Origin of the sequence: Pedobacter indicus, assembly GCF_003449035.1 — a bacterium.
Lineage (GTDB): Bacteria > Bacteroidota > Bacteroidia > Sphingobacteriales > Sphingobacteriaceae > Albibacterium > Albibacterium indicum.
Genome location: NZ_QRGB01000001.1, coordinates 440,571 through 464,703 on the forward strand (window position 1 = coordinate 440,571; position 24,133 = coordinate 464,703).

23 protein-coding genes are annotated in these 24,133 nt (G+C 42.1%); 10 read left to right on the forward strand and 13 right to left on the reverse strand.

Annotated features, from left to right (window positions below; all coding sequences use genetic code 11):
• Positions 1 to 450 precede the first annotated feature (450 nt).
• The 5 genes from D3P12_RS02080 to D3P12_RS02100 all read right to left on the reverse strand — a co-directional run bounded on the left by D3P12_RS02080 (position 451) and on the right by D3P12_RS02100 (position 8,102).
• Positions 451 to 1,959, reverse strand: a complete 1,509-nt coding sequence (locus tag D3P12_RS02080; RefSeq protein ID WP_118193430.1) for a hypothetical protein — start codon at positions 1,957 to 1,959, stop codon at positions 451 to 453.
• Positions 1,960 to 2,095: 136 nt separating this feature from the next.
• Entirely contained in the window at positions 2,096 to 3,526 is a 1,431-nt protein-coding gene (locus D3P12_RS02085) for a SusD/RagB family nutrient-binding outer membrane lipoprotein (RefSeq protein ID WP_118193431.1), read from the reverse strand.
• A 20-nt stretch (positions 3,527 to 3,546) separates the two neighbouring features.
• Complete coding sequence (locus D3P12_RS02090) at positions 3,547 to 6,855, reverse strand: SusC/RagA family TonB-linked outer membrane protein (RefSeq protein ID WP_118193432.1); 3,309 nt, start codon at positions 6,853 to 6,855, stop codon at positions 3,547 to 3,549.
• A 292-nt stretch (positions 6,856 to 7,147) separates the two neighbouring features.
• Positions 7,148 to 7,621, reverse strand: coding sequence for a hypothetical protein (locus D3P12_RS15465; RefSeq protein WP_118193433.1), 474 nt, complete (start codon positions 7,619 to 7,621; stop codon positions 7,148 to 7,150).
• Positions 7,622 to 7,856: 235 nt separating this feature from the next.
• A complete protein-coding gene (locus D3P12_RS02100; protein WP_118193434.1) occupies positions 7,857 to 8,102 on the reverse strand; it encodes a hypothetical protein in 246 nt (81 codons plus the stop codon).
• A gap of 298 nt (positions 8,103 to 8,400) precedes the next feature.
• Between D3P12_RS02100 and D3P12_RS02105 the strand changes: the two genes are divergently transcribed.
• Genes D3P12_RS02105 through D3P12_RS02125 form a run of 5 tightly spaced genes read left to right on the forward strand, consistent with a single transcriptional unit; the run spans position 8,401 to position 10,707 of the window.
• Entirely contained in the window at positions 8,401 to 8,754 is a 354-nt protein-coding gene (locus D3P12_RS02105; RefSeq protein ID WP_118193435.1) for a hypothetical protein, read from the forward strand.
• Positions 8,755 to 8,763: 9 nt separating this feature from the next.
• Positions 8,764 to 9,486 carry a peptidylprolyl isomerase gene (locus tag D3P12_RS02110; RefSeq protein WP_118193436.1) on the forward strand — a complete coding sequence of 241 codons (723 nt, stop codon included), beginning with the start codon at positions 8,764 to 8,766 and terminating at the stop codon, positions 9,484 to 9,486.
• Positions 9,487 to 10,254 (forward strand): exodeoxyribonuclease III, encoded by a 768-nt coding sequence (locus D3P12_RS02115; RefSeq protein WP_118193437.1) that lies wholly within the window; start codon positions 9,487 to 9,489, stop codon positions 10,252 to 10,254.
• Between the two features lie 5 nt (positions 10,255 to 10,259).
• Positions 10,260 to 10,496, forward strand: coding sequence for a DUF4160 domain-containing protein (locus tag D3P12_RS02120; RefSeq protein ID WP_118193438.1), 237 nt, complete (start codon positions 10,260 to 10,262; stop codon positions 10,494 to 10,496).
• Entirely contained in the window at positions 10,474 to 10,707 is a 234-nt protein-coding gene (locus tag D3P12_RS02125) for a DUF2442 domain-containing protein (RefSeq protein WP_118193439.1), read from the forward strand. The genes D3P12_RS02120 and D3P12_RS02125 overlap by 23 nt, the downstream gene beginning before the upstream one ends.
• A 36-nt stretch (positions 10,708 to 10,743) precedes the next feature.
• Here D3P12_RS02125 and apaG read toward each other — a convergent pair whose 3' ends face one another.
• Both apaG and dusB read right to left on the reverse strand, forming a co-directional pair.
• The gene (gene apaG / locus D3P12_RS02130; RefSeq protein WP_118193440.1) at positions 10,744 to 11,130 is read right to left on the reverse strand and encodes a Co2+/Mg2+ efflux protein ApaG; all 387 of its coding nucleotides are present in this window, start codon (positions 11,128 to 11,130) and stop codon (positions 10,744 to 10,746) included.
• 20 nt (positions 11,131 to 11,150) lie between these two features.
• Positions 11,151 to 12,149, reverse strand: a complete 999-nt coding sequence (gene dusB / locus D3P12_RS02135; protein WP_118193441.1) for a tRNA dihydrouridine synthase DusB — start codon at positions 12,147 to 12,149, stop codon at positions 11,151 to 11,153.
• A gap of 38 nt (positions 12,150 to 12,187) precedes the next feature.
• Here dusB and D3P12_RS02140 point away from each other — a divergent pair, with 38 nt between their 5' ends.
• Genes D3P12_RS02140 through D3P12_RS02150 form a run of 3 tightly spaced genes read left to right on the forward strand, consistent with a single transcriptional unit; the run spans position 12,188 to position 14,242 of the window.
• Positions 12,188 to 13,159, forward strand: a complete 972-nt coding sequence (locus tag D3P12_RS02140; RefSeq protein WP_118193442.1) for a CPBP family intramembrane glutamic endopeptidase — start codon at positions 12,188 to 12,190, stop codon at positions 13,157 to 13,159.
• A gap of 58 nt (positions 13,160 to 13,217) precedes the next feature.
• Entirely contained in the window at positions 13,218 to 13,430 is a 213-nt protein-coding gene (locus tag D3P12_RS02145) for a putative signal transducing protein (RefSeq protein ID WP_118193443.1), read from the forward strand.
• 5 nt (positions 13,431 to 13,435) lie between these two features.
• Positions 13,436 to 14,242 carry a phosphatidate cytidylyltransferase gene (locus D3P12_RS02150; RefSeq protein ID WP_118193444.1) on the forward strand — a complete coding sequence of 269 codons (807 nt, stop codon included), beginning with the start codon at positions 13,436 to 13,438 and terminating at the stop codon, positions 14,240 to 14,242.
• A gap of 280 nt (positions 14,243 to 14,522) precedes the next feature.
• Here the strand turns inward: D3P12_RS02150 and D3P12_RS02160 are convergent, their stop codons facing one another.
• Positions 14,523 to 15,206 carry a hypothetical protein gene (locus D3P12_RS02160; RefSeq protein ID WP_118193445.1) on the reverse strand — a complete coding sequence of 228 codons (684 nt, stop codon included), beginning with the start codon at positions 15,204 to 15,206 and terminating at the stop codon, positions 14,523 to 14,525.
• A gap of 58 nt (positions 15,207 to 15,264) precedes the next feature.
• Between D3P12_RS02160 and D3P12_RS02165 the strand changes: the two genes are divergently transcribed.
• Complete coding sequence (locus tag D3P12_RS02165) at positions 15,265 to 15,939, forward strand: DUF2461 domain-containing protein (RefSeq protein WP_118193446.1); 675 nt, start codon at positions 15,265 to 15,267, stop codon at positions 15,937 to 15,939.
• A 60-nt stretch (positions 15,940 to 15,999) separates the two neighbouring features.
• Here the strand turns inward: D3P12_RS02165 and D3P12_RS02170 are convergent, their stop codons facing one another.
• Together D3P12_RS02170 and mfd are read right to left on the reverse strand one after the other, a co-directional pair.
• Positions 16,000 to 16,209 carry a DUF3820 family protein gene (locus tag D3P12_RS02170; protein ID WP_118193447.1) on the reverse strand — a complete coding sequence of 70 codons (210 nt, stop codon included), beginning with the start codon at positions 16,207 to 16,209 and terminating at the stop codon, positions 16,000 to 16,002.
• Positions 16,206 to 19,547 carry a transcription-repair coupling factor gene (gene mfd, locus D3P12_RS02175; protein WP_205941052.1) on the reverse strand — a complete coding sequence of 1,114 codons (3,342 nt, stop codon included), beginning with the start codon at positions 19,545 to 19,547 and terminating at the stop codon, positions 16,206 to 16,208. Before mfd ends, D3P12_RS02170 begins: the two co-directional genes overlap by 4 nt.
• A gap of 85 nt (positions 19,548 to 19,632) precedes the next feature.
• Here mfd and D3P12_RS02180 point away from each other — a divergent pair, with 85 nt between their 5' ends.
• The gene (locus D3P12_RS02180) at positions 19,633 to 21,288 is read left to right on the forward strand and encodes a glutamine--tRNA ligase/YqeY domain fusion protein (protein ID WP_118193448.1); all 1,656 of its coding nucleotides are present in this window, start codon (positions 19,633 to 19,635) and stop codon (positions 21,286 to 21,288) included.
• 6 nt (positions 21,289 to 21,294) lie between these two features.
• On the opposite strand, the gene D3P12_RS02185 is transcribed toward D3P12_RS02180, so the two are convergent.
• The 3 genes from D3P12_RS02185 to D3P12_RS02195 all read right to left on the reverse strand — a co-directional run bounded on the left by D3P12_RS02185 (position 21,295) and on the right by D3P12_RS02195 (position 24,099).
• Entirely contained in the window at positions 21,295 to 22,173 is an 879-nt protein-coding gene (locus D3P12_RS02185; protein WP_118193449.1) for an N-acetylmuramoyl-L-alanine amidase, read from the reverse strand.
• Positions 22,174 to 22,270: 97 nt separating this feature from the next.
• On the reverse strand, positions 22,271 to 23,269 hold the full coding sequence (locus tag D3P12_RS02190; protein ID WP_118193450.1) for a DUF3078 domain-containing protein: 999 nt from the start codon (positions 23,267 to 23,269) through the stop codon (positions 22,271 to 22,273).
• A 38-nt stretch (positions 23,270 to 23,307) separates the two neighbouring features.
• Positions 23,308 to 24,099: a peptidase associated/transthyretin-like domain-containing protein gene (locus D3P12_RS02195; RefSeq protein WP_118193451.1), complete on the reverse strand. Its 792-nt coding sequence runs from the start codon at positions 24,097 to 24,099 to the stop codon at positions 23,308 to 23,310.
• Positions 24,100 to 24,133 lie beyond the last annotated feature (34 nt).

Consider the following 24,133-nt stretch of genomic DNA (forward strand, 5'->3'; position numbering starts at 1 on the left):
TGTTACTATATTTTTAAGAAATCCTTAACAATATGCGCTATACAAGCGTTAAAAATGATTTATTCGCAATACTACACACCATGCTTGCATTGTATTATGTAACATGCACTTTGGTATTTTTCGATGCATTTGAGAAATTCTCAATAGCGTGGAACGTTAGAGGCCGCAAGCATATAACAAAACAAAAAAAATCGCGTTGAATAATATCAACGCGAAACCCACTACTTAGTGATATAGAATAATTATTATATATCGATAGCCTCAGCTAAAAATGTCCTAACGATTATCGTTTTTTACTAACCGTCTCCTCGGTTCCATAAATTTCAATCATATCATTTAGTTGGAACTCCAAATAATAATATTTCTTTGCATACACCTCCAATATCTACTTCATCAACTAAGGTGCTATTAGATATAACGTCAAAAGACAAATCATCTTACATCTCGATACTAGCTCCTACTAGCTAAGAAAGTCTTCACAATAGTCGTCTTCGATGCTCCATCATTGGGAACTACATCAAACGATACTCTAACTCCGACTTTTAGGTTCAACGGTGTAGGTCGAGGCACAAGACGGGAAATCTCAAAAGTATGCCCGGTGTATACAGTATTACCAGCTATATTTTCATAAATACCATATATACTCTGTAATCCGTAAATATTCGTAGGCAAATCCATTACGACCACCTCTTTCTTGATATTTGTAATCGAAGCAACAGATAATACTGCAGGATTAAATGTCACATCGAATGATTGCTCATTCACCGAGTAAATATCTTGTACAAGGTAATTTCGCCCATTCTCATCATCAACTAATGTTGAAGAGCTTTCTACATCCACCAGTGGTCGATTTGACAGAAAAAAAACACCTAAAGGATATTGATAATTTGGAAAAAAAGGTATTGTATTTTCAACCCCAAAGGCGCCCGGGATGGCGAAAATATTATCGTATAACTGTGACGTGGTCGTCGCATTACCAGAAAATGAAAGCTGCGAATTAATCTTTAATTTAACTTTTTGTTCTGAAGTAGAAGTATTAGATCCAAGAATACCACTTAGAAATCCTTTCACAACTCCGCCCACACCGTTCGAAAACGCATTAATGACAGCACCTTTAATAGCTTTGGGTAAAAAATTAAGAACATTGGTTGAATCCGATATTGCGCTAGCCCCAACTTTTATTCCCGCATCAACTATACTATTAGCAGCGTTCGCAAAAAAAGAAGGAGAGGTTGACATTCGCTCAACTGTTCCAGAAATGTCACCAGTCTCGGTCCCATTAATTACGATGTTCTGTATACTGTTTGGAATTATCTGCCATTCCAATCGTAAATCATTAAAAGGTGTACTGGCTAAGTTCGCATCATATGCTATTTCAAATTCCGCAGCATACCAGGACCCAGTGGACGAAACTTTATAAGGTTGTAACTGGCTTACGCTTGTTATATTATTTTCATTATTAATATCAACTAGATCGCCAGCCGCAAACGCGAGCAATGGAGAATTTCCCGCTGCGCTCCCTCGTAAATTCAAAAAATGAGCTATGTTACTGGACTGGTACTCACTATCGGCAGCGAAATAGAAGTATACTCTTAATAACCCATTATATCGATTATAGAGCATAAAATACTGATTATTAAATTGTTGTGTTTCGCTAAAAGTATTGTACACCAGATCCCAACCGTCTTCAGACTTATAATCAAATATTATATCATCGTCCATTTTTGCACCTGAAATCCCGCTTTGCCATGGCACGGGAATTAACGTATTGTCTGGGGTGGGCATGAAATCTATGTTTTCCCAATCTAAAGGCGGAATAGGATTCCCTAGCGTTTGAAATAAAAGCGCATTTGACTTCGCTTCAACATTATGTATGTCGTGTTCATCTATCTGTATTTTATTGCAACTTATAAACGAAGCAACAAGCCCAATTAATAGTGTAAGTTGAATCTGTTTCATAATTGATTTATTTTAGGTTTATAACTTAATAAAATGATAATTGGTAATAGTAAAGAATGCAGGATGACTACTCTTGGAAATTTCCAAGAGTAGTCATCCTGCACTCTTATATTCAAGAAATTAAAATCTATCGGGTCTAAAACTTATCCCAGAATACTTTTCCATCTGCTTCATCGCCGCCGTCTATCTTACCGGCAGCGGCCGACACATTCGCTTCATTTAACGTGTATTCACTAGTTAAGTAAGGTAACCTTGTTGGCATCGGACCATCGGCATTCTGAGCCGGAGATAAAGCAGGGTAGTCCAGTCTTCTCCATTCTACCCATGCATCATAACCGCGATTGTAAAGAGCAAGCCATTTCTGGTTACCGATCCGCTCCTTGTAGTTAGCACTTGAAATGCTATAATTAACATCAGGACGTGCTAAATAAGCTGTGATGTCAGCACTTCCTACACCCCAATACTGCATGGATGCTGTAATAGCTTCTTGATAAAGAGTGGTTGCATTTCCACCCCAGCCTCTTGCCGCCGCTTCGGCTTTAATGAAAAGAACTTCCGAATAATCGAGGAGCAAAGCTTCAAAGGTAGGATCTGTGATTTTATCACTTACATGAGAAAAATCATCAAATGGTGATGTAACACCAGGTGTTCCCCCAACATACTTACCATCAATCTTATCTTTAAAGAAGAAGTCCATTCTAGGGTCTTCCAAGCTATTCATCCTATTGACAATCGTAGAGGCTATAACATAATCCTGTCTAGCTGTAAACGGTGGTACTAAGCTATTCGAAATCGGATTATTGTTCGGTGATGCTGCCTGATATGCAAAGGCTGCATTGTCAGCATTACTTGCAAACGCTTTATCCTGCGATGAAGTAAATGCGGATTGTGCTGCCGCGGCATCAGCGTCGGCAATTGTGATTGCCATTTTAATTTTCAAACTATGTGCAAATTTCACCCAAGCATTTAAATCATCCGCATAAATCAAATCCGATGAACCAAAACCTTCTGCAGATGGATCGATCGCAGCAATTGCTGCATCTAAACGGCTAAATAGATCTTGATAAATAGTTGCAGCGTCGTCGTATACTGGTCGCCCGAATTCATCCAAATTTAAAGCTTCACTATAGGGAACATCTCCCCACGTATTAACAATAACGGTCCATGCATATACAGAAAGAATCTCTGTAAGAGCAACCTGATTCGCTTTAATAGCCGGATCTAAAAATTCATCTGCTTCAGCAACCTCCTTACTTGTTTTCAAATCCATTAAAGCTTCACGATAAAACTGATTCCAAAAATTCAAAGGAATATTTCGGGTTACAAAATCATACCGAGGCTCATCCTGATAGGTAGTTGCCGTCCACTGTTGCACCCAGAACCGAAATACGTTATTATTAACGTTCGGTGTGGTTATTATATCGGAAATTACCTTAGTCGAGTTAGCAAATAAAGACCCTGGGGTAACTTCCGACGGGTTCTTCTGGTCTATATTGTAGTCATCTAGACCCTTCACACATGATCCTAATAAGACCAATGGAAGTATATATAAAAATATCTTTTTCATTTTAATTATTTTTGAGGTAATTAGAATTTGAAACGTAAGTTAAACCCTACGGACCTTACGGTTGGATAGGCACCACTTTGGTAACCTTGGAAATTACCAGAGCTTAAACCTGCTTCTGGGTCTGCGTAAGGCAAGTTCTTATGAATAATCCATAGGTTTCTTCCTACAAGAGACACATCAATACCTTTAATAGCACGTGTTCTCTCTAACCATTCCGAAGGCAACGAATAAGTGATAGCTGCTTCCCTTAACTTCACATAACTCGCATCAAATAACCCAACAGCAGTTGGATTATTTGCATAACCGTAAGGTGTAACGTTAGAGTCGTAATTCTCAACACGGATATCATTTGGCGTTCCGTCTTCCTTAACCCCAGGAAGAATCACACCACCCCCCTGCGCTATCGGCAATCTTGAAGGGTTTCCTAAATCATTCAACCCGGCCGTTTCAGGATAAAGACCAGTAGCCATTCCATAATATTGGTCTAGCGACCAAACATCGCCACCTTGCTTAATATCAATCAAGAAATTAAGAGCAAAGTTTTTATAAGTAAAGGCATTTTGAATACCAGCACTCCAGTCAGGGTTAATATCACCCATCACTGTATTTGGCGCAGAACTGAGGTAATATCCATCTTCACCTACTACTTTCTGCTCTCCTTGGTAAACATAATCTACACCCCTAAAAGTTCCGAAAGGCTGACCAACTGTTGCATTGAGGGAAACTCCACCTTGGAAGGTTGCTAACTGAAGGTTGGTATTTTCCTCATACAATTCAACAACCTTATTTCGGTTTCTTGAAAAGTTTGCGTTGATAGTCCAAGAGAAATTATCGGTTTGAACTGGCACACCATAAGCAGCGATCTCAAAACCTTTATTTTCGATCGAACCAGCATTAACAAACTGAAACCCATAACCTGTAGCAGTAGAAACGCTAACAGCCATAATTTGGTCAAACGAAGTTGTATTATAATAACTCGCGTCAAAACCTAAACGAGAGTTAAAGAAGGCTAATTCGATACCGGCTTCAACACTACGCGTACGCTCTGGCAACAAATTGATATTTTGCTTAGATGCGTTTATCGAAGTTTGGTGAATCCCATTAAAAGGGAAGTTGATGATATACGTATCATATAAACTTAGCGGAGCGGCATCGGCACCCACTTGTGCATAATTCAACCTCAACTTACCATAGTTGAGGAACGATTTGTCATCAATCAAGTTACTAAAGATAAAACCTCCTGCAACCGATGGGTACCAGTAGGTATTATTATTTTCCGGCAATGTCGATGATTGGTCACGGCGGATGGTCGCATCTAAGAAATAAGTATCCATAAAGCCGAAGTTTGCCGATGCAAAGATACCGTCAACACCTACTCTTTCATACTGTTCAACCGGCGCATCCATCGGAGAGAAGGAGTTAGACAGCGAATACAGTCCAGGGAACGCTAAACCTCCAACTGTCTGAGCATCAATACCTGAAAGCGTCGACCGTCGGATATTACCTCCCAATAAACCGCTGAACGAAATATCTTCGTTGATATCTTTGTTAAAGTTAACCAATAGATCATAATTGGTTTCGCTAAACGAACGATTGTAAAGTCTGTAGCCAGGAACGTCCGCACCCCCTTGCGCCCAACGCTCTTCCTGCTTTTCCGAAGAACCGTCATAGGTCACTCTACCAATAATGTTCATCCATTCTATCGGGGTCCACGATAACGCGAAATTTCCGAAATACCGATTCCGGGTATCATTTTGGTAATTTTCATATCTGGTAAAATATGGGTTGTTAGAATAGATCGGATTAGTTGCATTGTGGTTAGACCAGTTCCAGGTTATATTTTGTTTGTTCCTGAAGTAAGCAGCCTCTTGCTCTTTCATATCAACATTGGTTTGCCACCATTGTCTGAATTGCTGGTTAACATTATTTCCTGCATATCCAGTACCGAATCTTCCCAGTCCGTCGATCTTGGAGAAGTTGGCGGTACCCGAAGCTTTCAAGTTCTCAGTGATGTCGTACGATCCCCCTAAATTGAAGATATTCTTGATAATCTTACTATTGGGAAGTACACCTGTCTCATCATTTCTTGTATACCCTGCTTTAAAGGTTGCATTGTCGCCACCACCATCCAGGCTAATACTTTGCGTAGAATTTACACCCGTTTTATAAAAAGTAGAAGGATCGTTCTGCGCAGCAACCCAAGGTGTTTTTTGTCCGTAGGTTGGTGAACTCGGGTCGAAAGCATCCCATTGATAAACCATCAAGTTAGGATTAAACGCTCCACCATAAGAAGCATCTTCTGTAAACGGAACAATAAGCGAATTCCCATTTTCGAAAGGTGTTTGTCTAAACCAGAAACTTCCGTCTTCCGAACCATAAGTCGGGAAATCAGTCGGATCCATGTCATTATCAGGATCACCATCCGAATTAGCAATTTCGGCTAGTCGTATATATTCGCTTTTTGAATACTCATTGATGTAACCGGCACCGTATTCTTTTTGATACTCAGCAAAAGTTGTCTTATCGATATTGCCAAAAGTCACACCCGAATTAACCGTAATATTCATCGAGTTCTTCTTCCCTTTTTTGGTTGTTATCATGATAACACCATTTGCGGCACGAGATCCATATAGAGCAGTTGCGGCAGCGCCTTTTAAAACCGTTAATGACTCGATGTCATCCGGGTTAATATCAGCCGCTGCATTACCATAGTCATAACCACCACGACCAGTTGTCTGATTTACAGTATTCGTATTTGCGTTGCTGATAGGCGCACCGTCGACAACAAATAATGCCTGGTTGTTACCAGTCATGGATTTAACACCACGCATAACAACGTTGGTTGATCCACCCATCGTACCAGATTGTTTAATATCCAAGCCGGCTACTTTACCAGAGAGGGCATTTACAAAGTTGTTGTCACGGGTACGGGTTATCTCTTCTGCCTTAACTTCTTGAGCAGCGTACGGAAGCTCATTTCGTTGACGTTCAATACCCAATGCTGTAACAATTACTTCTCCAAGCTGAGTAGCGTCTGTTACGAGCGCCACATTAATGGTTGAACGGTCGCCAATCTCCAATGTTTGCTTGGTATAGCCTATAAATGAAAATTCCAACGCCGTTGCGGACGCTGGAATATCCAAGCTATAAAAACCCTCGTTGTCTGTTGTAGTTCCAGTCGTTGTTCCCGACACCGCTACAGTTACCCCAGGGATCCCGAGACCATCTTCTTGGGATGTCACCTTTCCACTTACTCTTCGATTTTGGGCATAAGCTGAACTAATGATCAGAAATCCCGCCATGAAGAAAATTAGTAATTTTTGTTTCATGTGTTTGTGATTTGTTTATAACTTAATTATCCACGAATAGATAAACTCCCCTAAACATCATTTCGTCTCAAATATTATGTAACTTAATTATTACAATAAACTATAGATTATTAACTTAAATGATTTCTTATGACGAGTTTTAATTACCTAATAGACAAACTTACAAGAAACGATTTACAATTCCATGACTTTTTATGAAAATGTTAATGAAATGTTAAAACAAAAAGCCCCGTGAGTTTTCACGAGGCTTTTGAAATAATTGTTGATTCTTAATCGTTAGAATAAGACTCTGTTACATTCCCGGAGTTGGTGTTGTAGGTGCTGGTTCCGAAGGAGTTGGCTCGGATGGAGTCGGCTCGCTCGGTGCAGGCTCAGTCGGCTCTGTTGGAACCGTCGGAGTTGGTTCTGCCGGCTCCATCGGTTCAGCTGGAGCTTCAGTTCCTACCGGAAGCTCAACCACTTCACCTGCCTCGTTCAAGTTCACCACCTTTGTTTCCTGATCCTTTTGTAACGAAATTTCGTAGAAAGGAACACCATCTGCTGGTGCTACAGCAAAAGCTTCTTTTACTGACCACTCTGCATATTCTTCACCTGCTAAAGCTGTCTTCACAGCATCTGGAAGATCTTCTGGATTAACTGGTGTTTTATCTTGAACTCCCATTACTACTTCGCTAGCAGCTGGAAAATTTGTCGTCTCTGCGTTTACATTTGTCGCTGTAAATCCTGCGAAAGCCAATACTGCGGCTGATAACATTAACTTTTTCATCTTACTATAATTTTAAATAGTTTTAAATTCTGTTAACTATGTATTTGCCTAGGGTATTGAAAACGCTGTGCCAAAAACGAAAAAGCTGATTCTGGTCTTTTAAAAGGCATTTCGGGATTAGGCGGAAATTTCATTTGTGTAATGAATTCCCCAAAATGAGGTAAACACCTCAAATAAATATCGTTGAAAACTTGGTTCTCTCCATAATGGATTCCAACGGGACTCCTTCCGCATTTCATCCGCATTTTCCCTCGAAAAATCCGAAGTCAGTCCGATAGTATTTCATCTTTCTTTCTCCATCGAGTAAAACAAAAGTTAAAGATGGGCTTGACGAGATTTCAATCGTTAATTTCTCAATGACTGCTTTTACATGTTCCCATGGTGGCCGGTCGGTGCCTTCGGTGTGGACATACTCGTAGGGCCATTCCAGTATGTCCACACCGAAGGCATACGAAGGTCTCTGAAAGAGTACCTTGGACATCGTAACTGATTGGAACAGAATAAAGATAAATAAATGGCACAAAAAAAAGAGGTTATTTCGCAACAACCTCTTCTCAGATACTAAAACAAACTATACTTAAATAAAGATTTTTCAGTGAATCTTTTAAACACGATTACATACTAGTAGATAAACTCCATGCCATAAAATGAAAGATCGCTAACACTATTGAAATTGACCAAGTTAGACAAAAAGGGTACGGACATCAGAAAATAGAGTGTAGAGAAAATTCCACACTTTGCCCCTTTAATCCACAATCTCAATTGAGTATCTTTGTAAAATGGATTTAGCAACGGTAAATAAAAAATGGACCGAGCTTCAAATGAAAATCGTTGAAGACTTCGACGTTGATACACCCGATATACAAAGTTTTCTATTTCTGATAGGAATACAGGAGTTGGGGCAAGGACCAAAAAAATTCAGCAAAAGGCAGAAAGAAGAGCTGATGCATATCGCAAATTGTAGATTATTCAGCTCAATGGGCTTTTATGAGCTGATTGGGACAGACCAAGACGGATGGCCACACTGGAAACTGGTTAAGCCAATACCAAATTATACGATCTTAGAACAGGAAATGGTCATGAAATCGCTAATCGTGAACTATTTTGAAGAGGAAATGAACCAAAACACTTAATCAGAAAGAATGTTAAAGAAATTATTTGCACTTTTTATTTTATCTACGCTGACGGTATCCGCATCGGCTCAAATATTTGGCTGGGGGAAGAAAGATAGACATACCTATGTCGAAATCAGAACAGATTATGGTGTCTGCGTGGTGAAACTTTATAATGAAACGCCTCTGCATCGTGATAATTTCACCAAACTGGTGAAGGATGGCACATACGACGGCCTTCTCTTTCATCGGGTCATTGAGCAGTTTATGATCCAAGGGGGCGACCCGGAGTCAAAGAATGCCGCAAAAGGGGTGCAACTCGGCAATGGGGATCTGGGATATAAGGTTGAAGCGGAGTTCCGCGATAGCCTCTTTCATAAAAAAGGTGCTCTGGCCGCAGCCCGCGATGATAATCCGGAAAAAGCATCAAGCGCCTCGCAGTTTTATCTCGTGCAAGGGAAGGTCTTTACAGATGAAGAACTGGATCGCCTGGAAGAACTTCGCCTGAAAGGGAGAAAGATTCCAGAATATCAGCGCGAGGTGTATAAAACAATTGGAGGGGTGCCGCATCTGGATCAGAACTACACGGTTTTCGGCGAGGTGGTGAAGGGCATTGATATAATTGATATAATTTCAGGAGTGGCGACGGATGAATTTGACCGCCCGGTAGTGGATCAAAAAATGCAAATGAGGGTATTGAGACGTGGTGAAGCGAGACGCTTGGAAAAACAGCTGGAGGAGGGGGATTCATAAATGAAGATTGTTACGTATAATGTGAATGGTATACGGGCGGCATTGCGCAAAGACTGGCTGGGCTGGCTTAAAGAAACGGATGCGGATGTAATTTGCCTACAAGAGATTAAGGCTTCTCCTGATCAGCTGGTCGATCTGCTCTTGATTGAACAGCTGGGCTATGAACACTACTGGTACCCTGCGGAGAAGAAGGGTTATAGTGGGACGGCTATCTTGACGAAGAAAACCCCGAATCATGTGGAATATGGTTGCGGTGAGGAATGCTACGATAAGGAAGGGCGGATTATCCGTGCGGACTTTGATGGCTTTTCGGTGATAAGTACTTATTTCCCATCAGGGTCAAGCGGAGATATCCGTCAGGAATTCAAATACCGTTTTCTGGATGATTTTCAGCTGTACAGCAATAAGTTGTTAACTGAACTACCCAACCTGATTATTTCAGGTGATTATAATATCTGTCACCGCCCCATCGACATCCACAACCCAAAATCAAATGCTAAGTCATCAGGTTTTTTACCGGAAGAACGGGAATGGATGGAGGGTTTTATTAACTCAGGATATATTGATTCATTCAGGCATCTGAACCCTGAACCGCATAACTACACTTGGTGGAGTTACCGTGCAAACGCAAGGGCGAAGAACCTGGGATGGCGGATTGACTATAATATGGTTAGCAAACCGCTGGAAGATAAAATCAAAAGTTCGACCATTTTAAACGATGCGATGCATTCGGATCATTGCCCGGTGTTGCTTGATATTAATCTATAATAAACATGCCTACGGTTCTATTGAAAGACGGTTACCGTTTCTTTTTTTACAGTAATGACCATCACCCAATACATATCCATGTAGAGAAGGAAAACAAAGTCGCGAAATTTAACTTAGAGCCTATAGAGCTAATTCGTTCAAGTCGCTTTAATTCGAAAGAATTAAAGGAAATGCGTAAATTAGTAGAAGATAATATTGAACTGTTTAAAACTAAATGGAATGAGTACTTTAACCATATCTAAATCTCGCAAAGCAATTGACTTATCTTTTACGGAGGATAAGATGATTTTCCTTTTGGAGGATGGACGAGAATTATCCATTCCTCTTGAGTGGTTTCCTAAACTTCGAAGTGCTACGATAAAACAACTTAAACAATGGCGGTTTATAGGAGACGGCGAAGGGATACATTGGTCGGAGATTGACGAAGATGTATCGATCGAAAACCTCTTATAGTAAAATAATTGTGGATACAGCTCCTAATAATACGAATCAGTTCATTCGGAATGGTGCAACGAGGCTGAAACGGGGGATGTGGACTTCGAAGATAAACCCATCAATTTCCCGCATCATCTGGTAAGTTCCTTCCATATAACCCATCTCACTCTGAAGGTTACAGCCCGAAACGTAGTCATGCTGTTCGCCCGGTGCGATAATAGGTTGCAAACCAACCACTCCCTCTCCTTCCACTTCTCGCTTTGCACCAGCGGAGTCAAAGATAAACCAATGTCTGCGTAATAACTGCACACTATGTTCACCCAGGTTCTCGATTGTAACATGGTAGGCAAACATATAATGGTCGTTCTGAGGATTGGAATACTCCGACTGATATACCGTTTCTACAGAAACCTTAACATTCTCTGTAATTTGAGTGGCCATTCATTGCTTTTTTTCCCAAGTTAATAAATGACTTCCAAATTCGCAAAATTCGACTCGATCTCGTCTAAAACTTCCTCTATATCAGCTACGTTATCAAGCTTTACAAGCTTCATCCTGTATTCCTTGAAGTGAGGTATGCCCTTGAAATAATTCGCATAATGTCTGCGCATCTCGAAAATACCGGTTTTAGGCCCTTTCCATTCGATGGATTTCTGAAGGTGGATGCGACAGGTTTCGACGCGCTCGGTAATGGTTGGCCCTTCAAGGCGTTCGCCAGTCTCAAAGAAGTGTTTAATCTCACGGAATATCCACGGATAGCCGATAGAAGCACGGCCAATCATAATTCCGTCGACTTCATATTCCATTCGCCAGGCTGCAGCCTTTTCGATGCTATCGACATCACCATTACCAAAAATTGGGATTTCAATACGCGGGTTGCGCTTTATATCGCGGATCATCGTCCAGTCAGCCTGCCCTTTATACATTTGTGAACGGGTACGGCCGTGGATACTCAAAGCCTGGATACCTACGTCTTGCAATCGCTCGGCTACTTCATAGACGTTTTTCGTGTTATCGTCCCAGCCTAAACGTGTCTTTACGGTAACGGGCAGATGGGTCGATTCAACCACGGCCTTGGTCATCGCGGTCATTTTATCGACGTCCTGAAGCAAACTGGCGCCGGCACCGCGACAGGCAACATTCTTTACCGGGCAACCGTAGTTAATATCAATCAGATCAGGACCGGCCAGGGTAGCGATCTCCGTTGCTTCGCGCATGGTGTCAATGTCACTTCCGAAGATCTGAATGCCTATTGGCCGCTCATACTCAAAGATATCCAATTTCTGCTTACTCTTCGCGGCATCACGAATTAAGCCTTCGGAAGATATAAATTCGGTATACATCATGTCCACCCCGTTCTGCTTGCAAACAAAACGAAAAGGCGGATCGCTGACATCTTCCATCGGTGCTAAAAGCAACGGAAATTCTCCTAAATCTATATTTCCAATCTTAACAGACATTCCCTATCTTAAACCAATTTTTAATTAATTCCGGATTAATGGCGCAAATTTACGAAAACCAAAGGGCTTTTCATTACAAATATCCTGAAAATCACCCGATAGTATCGCTGATCTACCTCCTGCTCTTTGTTATTGTGGGGGCTTTTGTGTTCTCCTTGCTGGGAATGGGGATCGGTTTTGCGATGCATGGAATGGATATTATGAGAGATCTTCCGGAAATTATGAGCGGGAGCTCTCAGGAAGGCGTCTTATTTTTGAAGATCTTTCAGATGGTTTCCAGCATTGGTGTTTTTGTTGTGCCCAGTCTGTTGTTGCGCGGTTTTGAACGGAGACGGTCTTTTTATTATGACTTTTCAGGGCCGAAGGTTCGGAATTTAATCTGGCTGACAATCGGAATTATGCTTGCAGCGGGACCGGTTATCGAGGTTTCAGGGTACCTGAACCAACAAATGAAATTACCTGAGAGCCTGGCTAATATGGAAGCTTGGATGGAGGCGAAGGAGCTGGAAATGAAAACAATTACCGAGAAAATGCTTGTCGGCACCAGCTTTTCAGATCTGCTATTGAACCTGCTTGTCGTTGCGGTGGTTCCCGCTATTGGGGAGGAGCTTTTATTTAGAGGATCTTTGCAGCCAATACTAACGCGTTGGTTCAAAAATTATCATGTAGCGATATGGGTAACAGCGATTATATTCAGCGCGATTCATGTGCAGTTCTATGGCTTTATACCGCGACTATTGATGGGAGCCGCCTTCGGTTATTTATTTTATTGGTCGAAAAGCATCTGGTTGCCTATCTTAGCACACTTTTTAAATAATGGGACGGCCGTTGTGCTTTATTTTATCGGGCAAAAGCAGGGGAAGTCATTCGATGAGATCAGTGAACCGGATATGTCGTACTGGCCGGTTTCGATCATCGCTGCAGGGGTTTTGATTTACTTATTTATTTTATTTAAGAAGATGTCGAAGGCTGAAAAAGTAACTCATGAATCTATGGCTCAGCAGCGGTAAACTTAATATAGGTGTGAGCATATCAAAAAGTAATTCTTTAATCGAATAGAATACGAATATGGAAAAAGACTGGAAAAAGGTGTATACGGGTTCGAATTTTTACAAAATCGAACTGATCAGACAAGTATTGGAAGACCGTGATATTCATGCTGTCGTACTCAATAAGCAGGATTCTTCTTATAAATTTGGCCAGATTGAACTGTACGTTCACGAAAGCAACGTAGAGGGCGCAAAGGAGATTATTGAAGAAATGTCGGAAATTGAAGATTGATCTACATGAAAACCAGAGCGATTACCGGGGTTGTATTTGTTATTGTATTGGTGGCTTCGCTCCTGCTGGGGCCTTGGATGTTTTCGATCTTTTTTGCACTGATCGCGCTCTTCAGTCTGAATGAATTTTATGGTATCATTAATGACAATTCTGAGAATGTAAGCGTTAACCGGGTCGTGGGACTGCTTCTGGGCGCAGCACTGTTTGGCGGGCTGGTTTTGTATCAAATGACCGTCACTAGCATTTCCGCTCTTCTGTTTTCTATTCCCTTTATGACCTTGGTCTTCTGGACTGAGCTCTTTCGTAAGACGGGGAATCCTTTTGGGAACATCGCCTTCAGCTTTCTGGGCATTATCTACGCGGTAGTTCCTTTTGCCTTCTTTTACCTACTCGGATTTATTGACGGATCCTATAACTATCAATATCCGTTGGGGTTTTTGATTATGCTGTGGGCAAGTGATACGGGTGCCTACCTGGCTGGTCGGACTTTCGGCAAGACGAAATTGTTTGAGAGGCATTCGCCAAAAAAGACTTGGGAGGGAAGTATTGGCGGCTTAGTGATCAGCTTATTAGCCGCATTTATCCTTTCACGCTATTTCGTGGGCTTGGAAACCTGGCAATGGATGGTGGTCTCGGCGATTATTGTGGTCTTTGGCACCTACGGCGATTTGACGGAATCGATGCTGAAACGCAGTTATAATATTAAGGACTCAGGGAATATCTTACCCGGGCATGGTGGTTTTCTGGATCGTTTTGATGGTTTGCTGCTATCAGCGCCACTGGTGTATTTGTTTTTGGTATGGGTGGGGTGAGCGGCGAGAATGCGTCCGATTAGCTCGCTAAAACGTCAATAGATAATTCGTGCTTCGTCCGCCCGCAGAATCTTTCTCCAGGATCCCTTTACTAACTAAGTCTTGTATGTCTCTTGTTGCGGTATCTTGGGAGCATTTCATTAAATTTGCCCATTTAGATTTCACTAAGTTTTGGAAAAACCTTTTCGTCATCCCAAGTAAAGTCTGTCCAGTTCCGTCTTTGGTGTATATGCATATTTCCAATGCTTTATAGAGTGACTATATAGCTAATCTCCGCATATTATGCGGAGATTATTTCTTTTTTCAAGTTTTTCTTCGGTCGCTTTTTCAGCACAGAGGCGTCGGTAAAGTAACGATATTCTTTGTCCCGGAAAAAAGGCATTTTGTCGCCCAGACCATGACGACTGGTTTGGTAAACAGCTTTGAAGAGAGGTTTATTGCGAGGGCTGAAACGGATAACGGAGTCTTCCCGAAAGGCCATCCCATCGTCACGGTTAAAAGCCAGATGCTGAACGCCCTCTGGATTATCGGCCGCCTCAAGCACATAGGCGACTACATTAGACGGCCCGGAGACGCGTTTCCCATCGCTTTCACGTTTAACGGATCGGATCAAGAGGCCGCCATAAGCTTCATGTTCGGCGGAGCCGTAAGTCAGGTCGAGACCCCGGCGGGTATGGGTATATTTTTCGACCCCGATAAAACGGTGAAAATACCAAGATCCGGTTACTGACATTTTGGGAATGACACGTTTGGGATATTGAAAGGCATGGGAATAAGGATCGGGGTGAATCTGTTTTTGATAGAAATAAAATTCCAGTTCGAGTATTTCAAAGCTTTCTTCTCCGGCAATAAGCTGATAATCCAGCAAAATAAGCTTTGCAGCTTCTAAAAAGCCGGTTTCAACCTCCGCTGTACTTCTCGATAATGTAGCAATATCCGACAGGGTTTTGTGTAGTAGATCCATTTATATTAAATTTACGAAAAAAGAGAGCCGACCGCAAATTATCGTTATTTTGACCTATATGAAAGTACCTCCAAGTACCTTTACGTTTCTAAAAGACCTCGCTAAAAACAACAACCGGGAATGGTTTAACAAACATAAGGAAAGCCGCTATGAGCCTGAACGTGCCTTGTTCATTGATTTTTCCGAGAGCATTCGTGATGGTTTAGCTGACATGGATAGTCGCATTCCCCGTGATTTACCTGCTTCTAAATTCGTTTACAGAATCTATCGGGACATCCGGTTCAGTAAGGATAAATCTCCTTACAAAGGTTATTTTTCAGCAGCTTACTCTTCGGAAGGGCGGGTGACTGATATTCCGGGTTATTATCTCCATATCCAACCGGGAAGCAGTTTTATGACATCAGGTTTATGGCATCCTAAGAAGGACAAATTAGCAGCTGTGCGACAGGAGATTGATTATAGTAGTGAGCGATTTCGTTCGATTGTAGAGAATACAGATTTCAAGAAATATTTAACGTTGGATCAAGAAGATAAACTAAAACGCGCTCCTGCGGGCTATGCGATCGATGATCCGAATATTGAGTACTTGCGACTGAAAAGCTTTACCGCTACAGCAGCTTTCTCTGACGAAGAACTAACACGAGTAGATGCGGATAAATTGGTGTTGGAAAGATGTCGACTAATGCAGCCATTTTTACATTTTCTGCACGAAGCGTTGGAGGAAGTGGAGTAAACTGTTTACAAGAAATCTCACTAAGATAGTAATGTGTAGATTAAAAAGTTGACAGGAAAACTACTTCCGCAAAGGCTTTAGTAAATACTCCAAACCATTTAGTTTTATTTCATACATGGTAGCTATGAGTCCACCAAGTTTTCCGGCAGGAAAGCCTTTCTCATGATACCAAACCAAATAATGCTCTGGGAGATCACATATCAGGCGATCTTTGTATTTGCCGTAAGGCATACGGGTTTGGACAAGAGCTATTAAAAGTTCTGAATTCATGCGCCGGCGAGCTCTTTTAAAATGTCGATCGCCTGCCTGATATCATAAATACGGTCAAAACCGATGCGCAGGGTTCCTTTGACTTCTTTTAAATTGCAGATCGATGGATTGCGTTGTACAAAGTCGAGTACCAATCCGAACTGGTCACTTTCGAAATAAGGTGATTGCTTGTCACTGACGAAGTACCCTCTTAAAACATCCTTCTTGTATGATACTTTCTCAAAACCGATCTTCTTGCCGTACCATTGTAGCCTAAGGGTATTGAAAAGCTCGTTGACCTCAATGGGTAGGGGACCAAAGCGGTCTATCAGTTCTTTCTTAAACGACTGCAACTGCTGTTCGTTCTCTAAAGTGGAAAGCTGTGAGTAGAGGTTGTAACGCTCGGTAATGTTAGTGACATAATCACTCGGGATATGCACTTCCAGATCGGTATCTACTTGTGTGAAAGAAACAAATTCACGTGGCTTCTCATCGGTAAACAATCCGCTGAATTCTTCATCCTTTAACTCTTGGATTGCTTCATCGAGTATCTTATGATACATCTCGAAGCCGATCTCAGCTATAAATCCGCTCTGCTCTGCACCAAGTAGGTTGCCGCTCCCCCGGATATCGAGGTCACGCATGGCGACATTGAACCCGCTGCCCAAATCAGAGAATTCCTCAATGGCACTCAACCGTTTACGCGCTTCGCTGGTTAGTGTGGATAATGGTGGGCTCAACAAATAACAGAAGGCTTTTTTATTGGAGCGACCAACGCGACCACGCATCTGGTGCAGATCGCTTAAGCCAAACATGTGAGCGTGATTGATTATTATCGTATTGGCATTGGAGATATCCAGTCCGGCTTCGATAATGGTGGTAGCTACCAGGACATCGTAGTCGTGGTTAATGAATTTCAACATAACGTCTTCGAGCTGATCACCCTCTAGCTGTCCGTGAGCGATGCCGACACGAGCATGAGGAACCAACTTTTTGATCATGGCACCGAGTTGCTCCAGATCATTGACCCGATTGTGAATAAAGAATACCTGTCCGCCCCGATCAATTTCATAAGCCACTGCTTCTTTAATCAACGTTTCGTTGAAAACATGCAGTTCAGTTTGTACAGGGATCCGGTTGGGTGGTGGTGTGCTGATGATGCTCAGATCACGCGCACCCATCAAGGAGAAATGTAAGGTTCGGGGAATCGGGGTTGCTGTCAGGGTCAGCGTGTCGACATTTGCCCGTAACTGTTTTAACTTTTCCTTCACCGACACGCCAAATTTCTGCTCTTCATCAATAATCAGCAAGCCCAAATCTTTGAACTTTACATCTTTGCTGACCAGACGATGGGTGCCGATGATGATATCGATTTTACCTTCCTTGAGTTTGGCCAGGGTTTCTTTGATCTGCTTAGAGGTTTTAAAACGGTTGATATAGTCGATGGTTACGGGAAACCCTTTCAGTCGCTCAGTAAATGTACGATGATGCTGCGAGGCGAGAATGGTGGTCGGCACCAAAATGGCCACCTGCTTACTGTCAGCGACAGCTTTAAAGGCAGCGCGAACCGCAATTTCGGTTTTACCGAAGCCGACATCACCGCATACCAGACGATCCATGGGGTGTGGTGACTCCATGTCTTTTTTGACATCAAGGGTTGCTTTTTCCTGATCAGGTGTATCTTCATAGATAAAAGACGCTTCGAGCTCGGTTTGCAGGTAGGTATCTGGAGAAAAGGAATTACCGGTTTCAGCTTTCCGCTTGGCGTAGAGCTTGATCAGGTCGCGGGCAATGTCCTTAACTTTTTTTTTGGTTGTCCGTTTAAGCTTCTCCCAAGTGTCGGTACCCAACTTGTTCATTTTGGGAACGGTGCCCTCCTTACCGGAATACTTGGAAATGCGGTTTAGGGAGTTGATGTTGACGTAGAGCAGGTCATTGTCGGCGTAGACTAAACGGATCATTTCCTGCACTTTGCCATTCACTTCGATCTTTTCCAAACCGGCATATTTTCCCACTCCATGATCGATGTGGGTGATAAAGTCACCCGCTTTCAGATCACGAAGATCCTTTAGTGTAATGGCTTGGGATCGGGAATAGCCTTTATTGAGTTTGTATTTATAATAACGATCAAAAATCTGATGATCGGTATAGGCCATGATCTTCAGCGTTTCGTCGGAGAATCCTTGACGTAGTGCCAAATGGATAGGTGTGAAGGAAACTGACGAATCGATATCCTCGATAATAGTCAATAAGCGCTCGATCTGCTTCCCTGAATCACTGAATATGTAGGTTTCAAATTTAGCTTTTTCTCCCTCTTTCAGGTGATGAATTAACAAATTGAAATCTTTATTGAAAGAGGGTTGTGGCCGCTGATCAAAATCGACCTGCGCATCGGCACGATAAAAAAATTGTTTGCCAAACTCGACAATCGGGAACTCTTGTACTTGATCAGCGAGGATAGCATCGGTGGTAAAGTTGTATTTTGGGTCAATCCACTCGGGATTATGTTCTTTCTCTTCTGCGGATAAGGCTTGCCATAGTGCCACTGCTTTTTTATAACCTGCCTTGAGGATGTCTAAGGTAAATTGGACGTCTTTGAACCAAATAACCGAATCTTCGTCAATGTACTCCAACAAGGAAATATTGCTTTCGGTCAGAAATTTAGCTTGTACATTGGGCAATATCGTTACATGATTGATCTTACTGACCGAAAGTTGGCTTTCGATATCGAAGGTTCTTATGCTTTCAATGGTGTCTCCAAAAAACTCAATCCGATAGGGATGATCATTCGAAAAAGAAAAGATGTCGACGATTCCACCACGAATGGCAAACTGACCGGGTTCGTATACAAAATCTACCCGCTCAAAATCATACTCAATAAGAAACTCATTAATAAAATCGATGTTCAGCTGGGTATCTTGCCTGATCTCCAAGGTGTTTTTATCCAGATCACGCCGGTTGATTACCTTTTCTGCGAGTGCTTCTGGATAGGTGACAACAAGTTTCGGGCTGTCGCTCTTCTGATTCAGTGCATTAAGAGTTTCTGCTCTTTGCAAAACCTGGGCACTATCCAGCTGAGTAAAATCATAGGATTTGCGATAGGATGAGGGGAAAAAGAGCGTGGCCCGGTCTAGGATATTTTCGAGGTCACTAAGAAAAAAAGAGGCTTCTTCGTGATCGGGGAGAATAAAAATAAAAGGTCTTTCTTGTAATTGATAGGCACTAATAGCCACCATGGCATCAGCAGACCCGATTAGCCCTTTAAGGGCAATCTTTGGCTTGCTTGCCTGTAAAGCATTTACCAACTCTCCAACCTTGGCGCTGCTTTTAAACTGATCTAATATAGTAGAGATATTCACGTAACGGCGCAAAGATAGTTATCTTCAGAATATATCATTGTATATGATGGCAAGTTTATCTAAGTTTGTATACTATTTGCACGTTATGAATGAAGAGAAATCACTCAATTTTATTGAGGAAATAATAGAAGCGGACTTGAAGAGCGATAAACACGGTGGACGTGTGTTAACTCGTTTTCCACCAGAGCCTAACGGCTATCTCCATATTGGGCATGCCAAGTCGATTTGCTTGAATTTTAGTTTGGCAGATAAATACAATGGTAAAACGAATCTACGCTTTGACGATACAAACCCATTGGCAGAGGATGTAGAGTACGTGGATAGCATCAAGTATGATATTAAATGGCTCGGGTTCGAATGGGACAAGGAGCTTTATACATCTGATTATTTTGGCAAGCTTTATGACTTTGCCGTTGTATTGGTTAACAAAGGACTGGCTTATGTAGACGAAAGTAGTCCTGAGGAAATAGCAAAAGCAAAGGGGACTCCAACTGAACCGGGTGTTCCGACACCGGCCAGGAGCAGAAGCGTAGAAGAAAACCTGCGGATATTCGAGGAAATGCGTGCAGGGAAGTATCAGGACGGCGAATGGGTTCTTCGTGCAAAAATCGATCTGGCGAGCCCGAATATGCATATGCGAGATCCTCTACTTTATCGGATTAAACATGCACATCATCACCGTACTGGCAATGAATGGTGCATTTACCCAATGTACGATTTTGCCCATGGTCAAAGTGATTCTATCGAAGAGATTACTCATTCTATTTGCACATTGGAATTTGTTCCGCACCGACCGCTGTATGACTGGCTAATTGAGAATATCGGCATCTATGAGTCGAAACAATATGAATTTGCTCGTCTGAACATGACGTACACGGTCATGAGCAAGCGTAGATTGTTACAACTGGTGAACGATAAGCTTGTAGATGGCTGGGATGATCCGCGAATGCCAACCATAAGTGGCTTAAGACGACGAGGCTATACACCAGCCAGTATCCGTGATTTCTGCGAGCGTATCGGTGTTGCAAAAAGGGAGAATAAGATTGATTTCAGCTTGTTGGAATTCTGCGTGCGTGAAGATTTGAACAAAACAGCATGGCGCAGAATGGCGGTGCTGGACCCGATAAAGTTAATTATTACCAACTACCCGGAAGGGAAGGAAGAGATACTGATTGGTGAGAACAATCCCGAAGTGGAAGGTGGCGAAGGGCAACGTGAAATACCGTTTAGTAGAGAGCTATGGATTGAACGTGAAGACTTTATGGAGAATGCTCCGCGAAAGTTTTTCCGTTTGGGGCCAGGTAAACAGGTTCGTCTAAAACATGCCTATATTGTTCAATGTGATGACTTTAAGAAGGACGAACAAGGTAATATTACAGAAATTTACTGTAGCTATATCCCTGAATCTAAGAGTGGGGAAGATACGAGTGGGTTGAAGGTGAAGGGTACCATCCACTGGGTGAGTGTACCACACGCCAAAGAAGCAGAGGTTCGGTTGTATGATCGGCTTTTTCAAGTGGAAGACCCTGCTGCAGAAGTTGATTTTAAGTCGACTATAAATCCGGACAGTTTAAAGATTATCAATGCTTATATTGAGCCCGACCTACTGAATGCTGAAGCTGGTAAAGGCTATCAGTTTATCCGGAAAGGGTACTTTACATTGGACAAACTCAGCACTGCGGACAAATTGGTTTTTAACCGTACGGTGGGACTACGAGACAATTGGGCGAAAAAAAACTAGCCGAAATTAGTTTTGCTGTAAATAAATACTGTAAAGAACACGCCGATCAAAAGGTGTTAATTCTGGACTAATATCAGACTGGATATAATGCCTTTTGAAGGCTACGATTGCTGCGTTAATATTGCGGGTATCATAACCGATGATCTGCAGCGCCATAAAGGGATTAAAATCAGCAGGTGGATTAGGCAACGGATTCTCATACCATAATCCAAAACCATGATCGGCCAAAGTCTTCCAAGGAAAATGAACACTCGGATCCTGTTTTCTTGTGGGAGCTATATCGGAATGACCGATAAAATTTTCTTTGGGAATCCGATAGTTTGTTTTTAATGTATCTAATAAACGGAGAAGGCTGTTAATCTGCACATTGGTAAATGGTTCTCTACCGTTGTTATCTAATTCGATACCGATAGATTGTGAGTTCATGTCAGTCACCTTACCCCATCTGGATGCACCAGCGTGCCAGGCTCTTAAATAATCGTTGAGCATTTGGACGGTACGGCCATCGCGACCGATTACATAATGTGCGCTCACCTGCGCGTGCTCCAACGTAAAGGTACGTACCGTCTGCTCCAAACTTTCCTGAGCTGTATGATGGATAATAACGTAGCTTGGGCGACGCATATCGAAATTAACAGTTCCTACCCAGTCTAGATCACTACGCTTGCCTTCTGCATCCGCAACAAATACTTCTGGTGATGGCGAGGTTGCCGGAGGAGGCAGCTGTGGTGGAGGCAGGGGTTTCTTAATGGTCTCCGCAGCCTCTTCTACATGTTGGGTGTGAACTTTATTGGTTTCAGCATATCGATTCTTCTTTGCAGCACAAGAACTAACCAACAATAATAAAATATATCCAAAAATTAATAGATTCGCGCTCTTCTTCATATCGTCTCAATTTTCATATCACTTAACCTCTTAGACTTCTTTTCTTGACCCATGTTTAACTCTACCTGACAGTGTGCCTACGTATTCCGCGAGAACATCATCGCGGGAACTTATAGGTAATGCCGACGGAGAGGGACTGACTTCTTTGTAATGCGTCTTCGCCTTCTTCCACTAAGTTTTTATCATACCAAAGGATCGTACTAAAAGCAACATTGATAACCCGACTCACCCGAGCGGTAAGTGTAGCATCTAAACGGTGGCTAGCATCGGACCATTCATTATAATTCGCAAAATACGCATAGCGACTGGTGATATTGAAGTTTTTTCCCAGATCTCGGTTCAGATTGGCAACCAACTGAAATGCCAGTTCATTCCTAAAGTTTTTACCGGTGTCAACACCAAAACTCTCTCTATCATCATATACCAAACGATCATCTAGAATGAAGGTCTGACGAGCAGTACCTGTACCGAAACGTACGGAAAAGGTTTTGTCTGGAGCGAACTCAATACCGATGGATTCGGTCAAATAGCCCGGCGCCATAAAATTTGATATAAGATCACCTATCGTATCCAGACCTGTTTCTGGGTCTTTACCATATTTATAACCTTTCATAAATTGGGTTTCCCAGGCGAGAGATGCAAAGAATGACCAAGACTTCGACATCTTTACCGAGAATTTATTGTCCCAAAAGATACGGTCGTTACTTTTTTTCGCTAATTGATCTTTGTTTTTGATCGTCCCATAACGAAGAACCAACTGGGTGGTGAAATTTTTATTGTCTTTATTGTACTCCGACTTATGATCAAAATTGGCACCCAATGCCAGTGAGTTTACACCCCCACCATTCCAGTTATCACTGAAAGACGCCTGGTTGGCGCTCAACCCGATGGTCGTCCAGTTTCGCCAATAATTAATCTTGAGATCTAGCGTGCTTTGTGGGATTTCAACTTTTTCAATGATCAGGTCTGGAGTTTTAACAGGTAAACTTTCAGTTTCCGGAACCTGACGAAGTCGATCCAAATCAGGCTCTTGTGCGAAAACAATGCCTTGACAAAAAAATAGGGCAATAATTGAAAGAGTAAAAATGTGCTTCATATAGCAAAAATAAGCAAAGGGTTTGTATTATCTATGTGTTATTTAGGTGTTCGTAATTCGTCAAGCTCTTGCACCGGAACTTCCTCTAGCGGAGGCAAGCGCCGCGCATGTGGATTCTTACGATATTGTTGAAAGTTTCTGCGGATAAATACGGCTAACTCATAGTCGTTACTTTCCAAAATAAAATAATAAGACGGTCGGTATTGCTCCATAAAATCTCTCAATGCATCGCCTTCCAGACCTGTATTAGTGTGTACAAGATCCGCGGTATAGCGATAATCAATAATATCATTTTGATAGTCACGCTCGATGATCTGTTGCAAATACCGTGCATTTTTACCTTCACGACTCAAAATTGAATAAAGTGCATCAATGCTAAGGCCGGCTCCGGAGTGCCCTGTCGACAACAAAGAGCCGGGGTCTCCACGACGATAAGCAACATTATAGTCCTCCTTCTTCTGCGCAAGTATTTCTTCTGGGGATTTCCGCGCCACTACGCTAACTTCCCTTAACATAATGGACGATCTTCTGAGGTAAAGAACAAGGATATTCTCTTCCTGAACCCGCAGGGTGTCCGGGAAATAACCTTCGGTAGCGGCAATCAGTACGTCGCCAGCGCTAGCTTGCAGCTTGAATTCACCTTTTAGATTATTGAAAACACCCTGATCATTATTTGTATTGTAGACATAGACTTTAGCGACGCGTTGTTTTGTGTCCTGATCATAAATAATTCCACTGATTTCCTGCTGGGCAAGAACAAGCCCAGAACACAACAATAAAAAAACGATGGAAATTAGATGCTTCAACAGAGTAAAACTAAGAAGTTTCATGAATTGGAGAAACTTTTTTACAGTTTTTAACAAT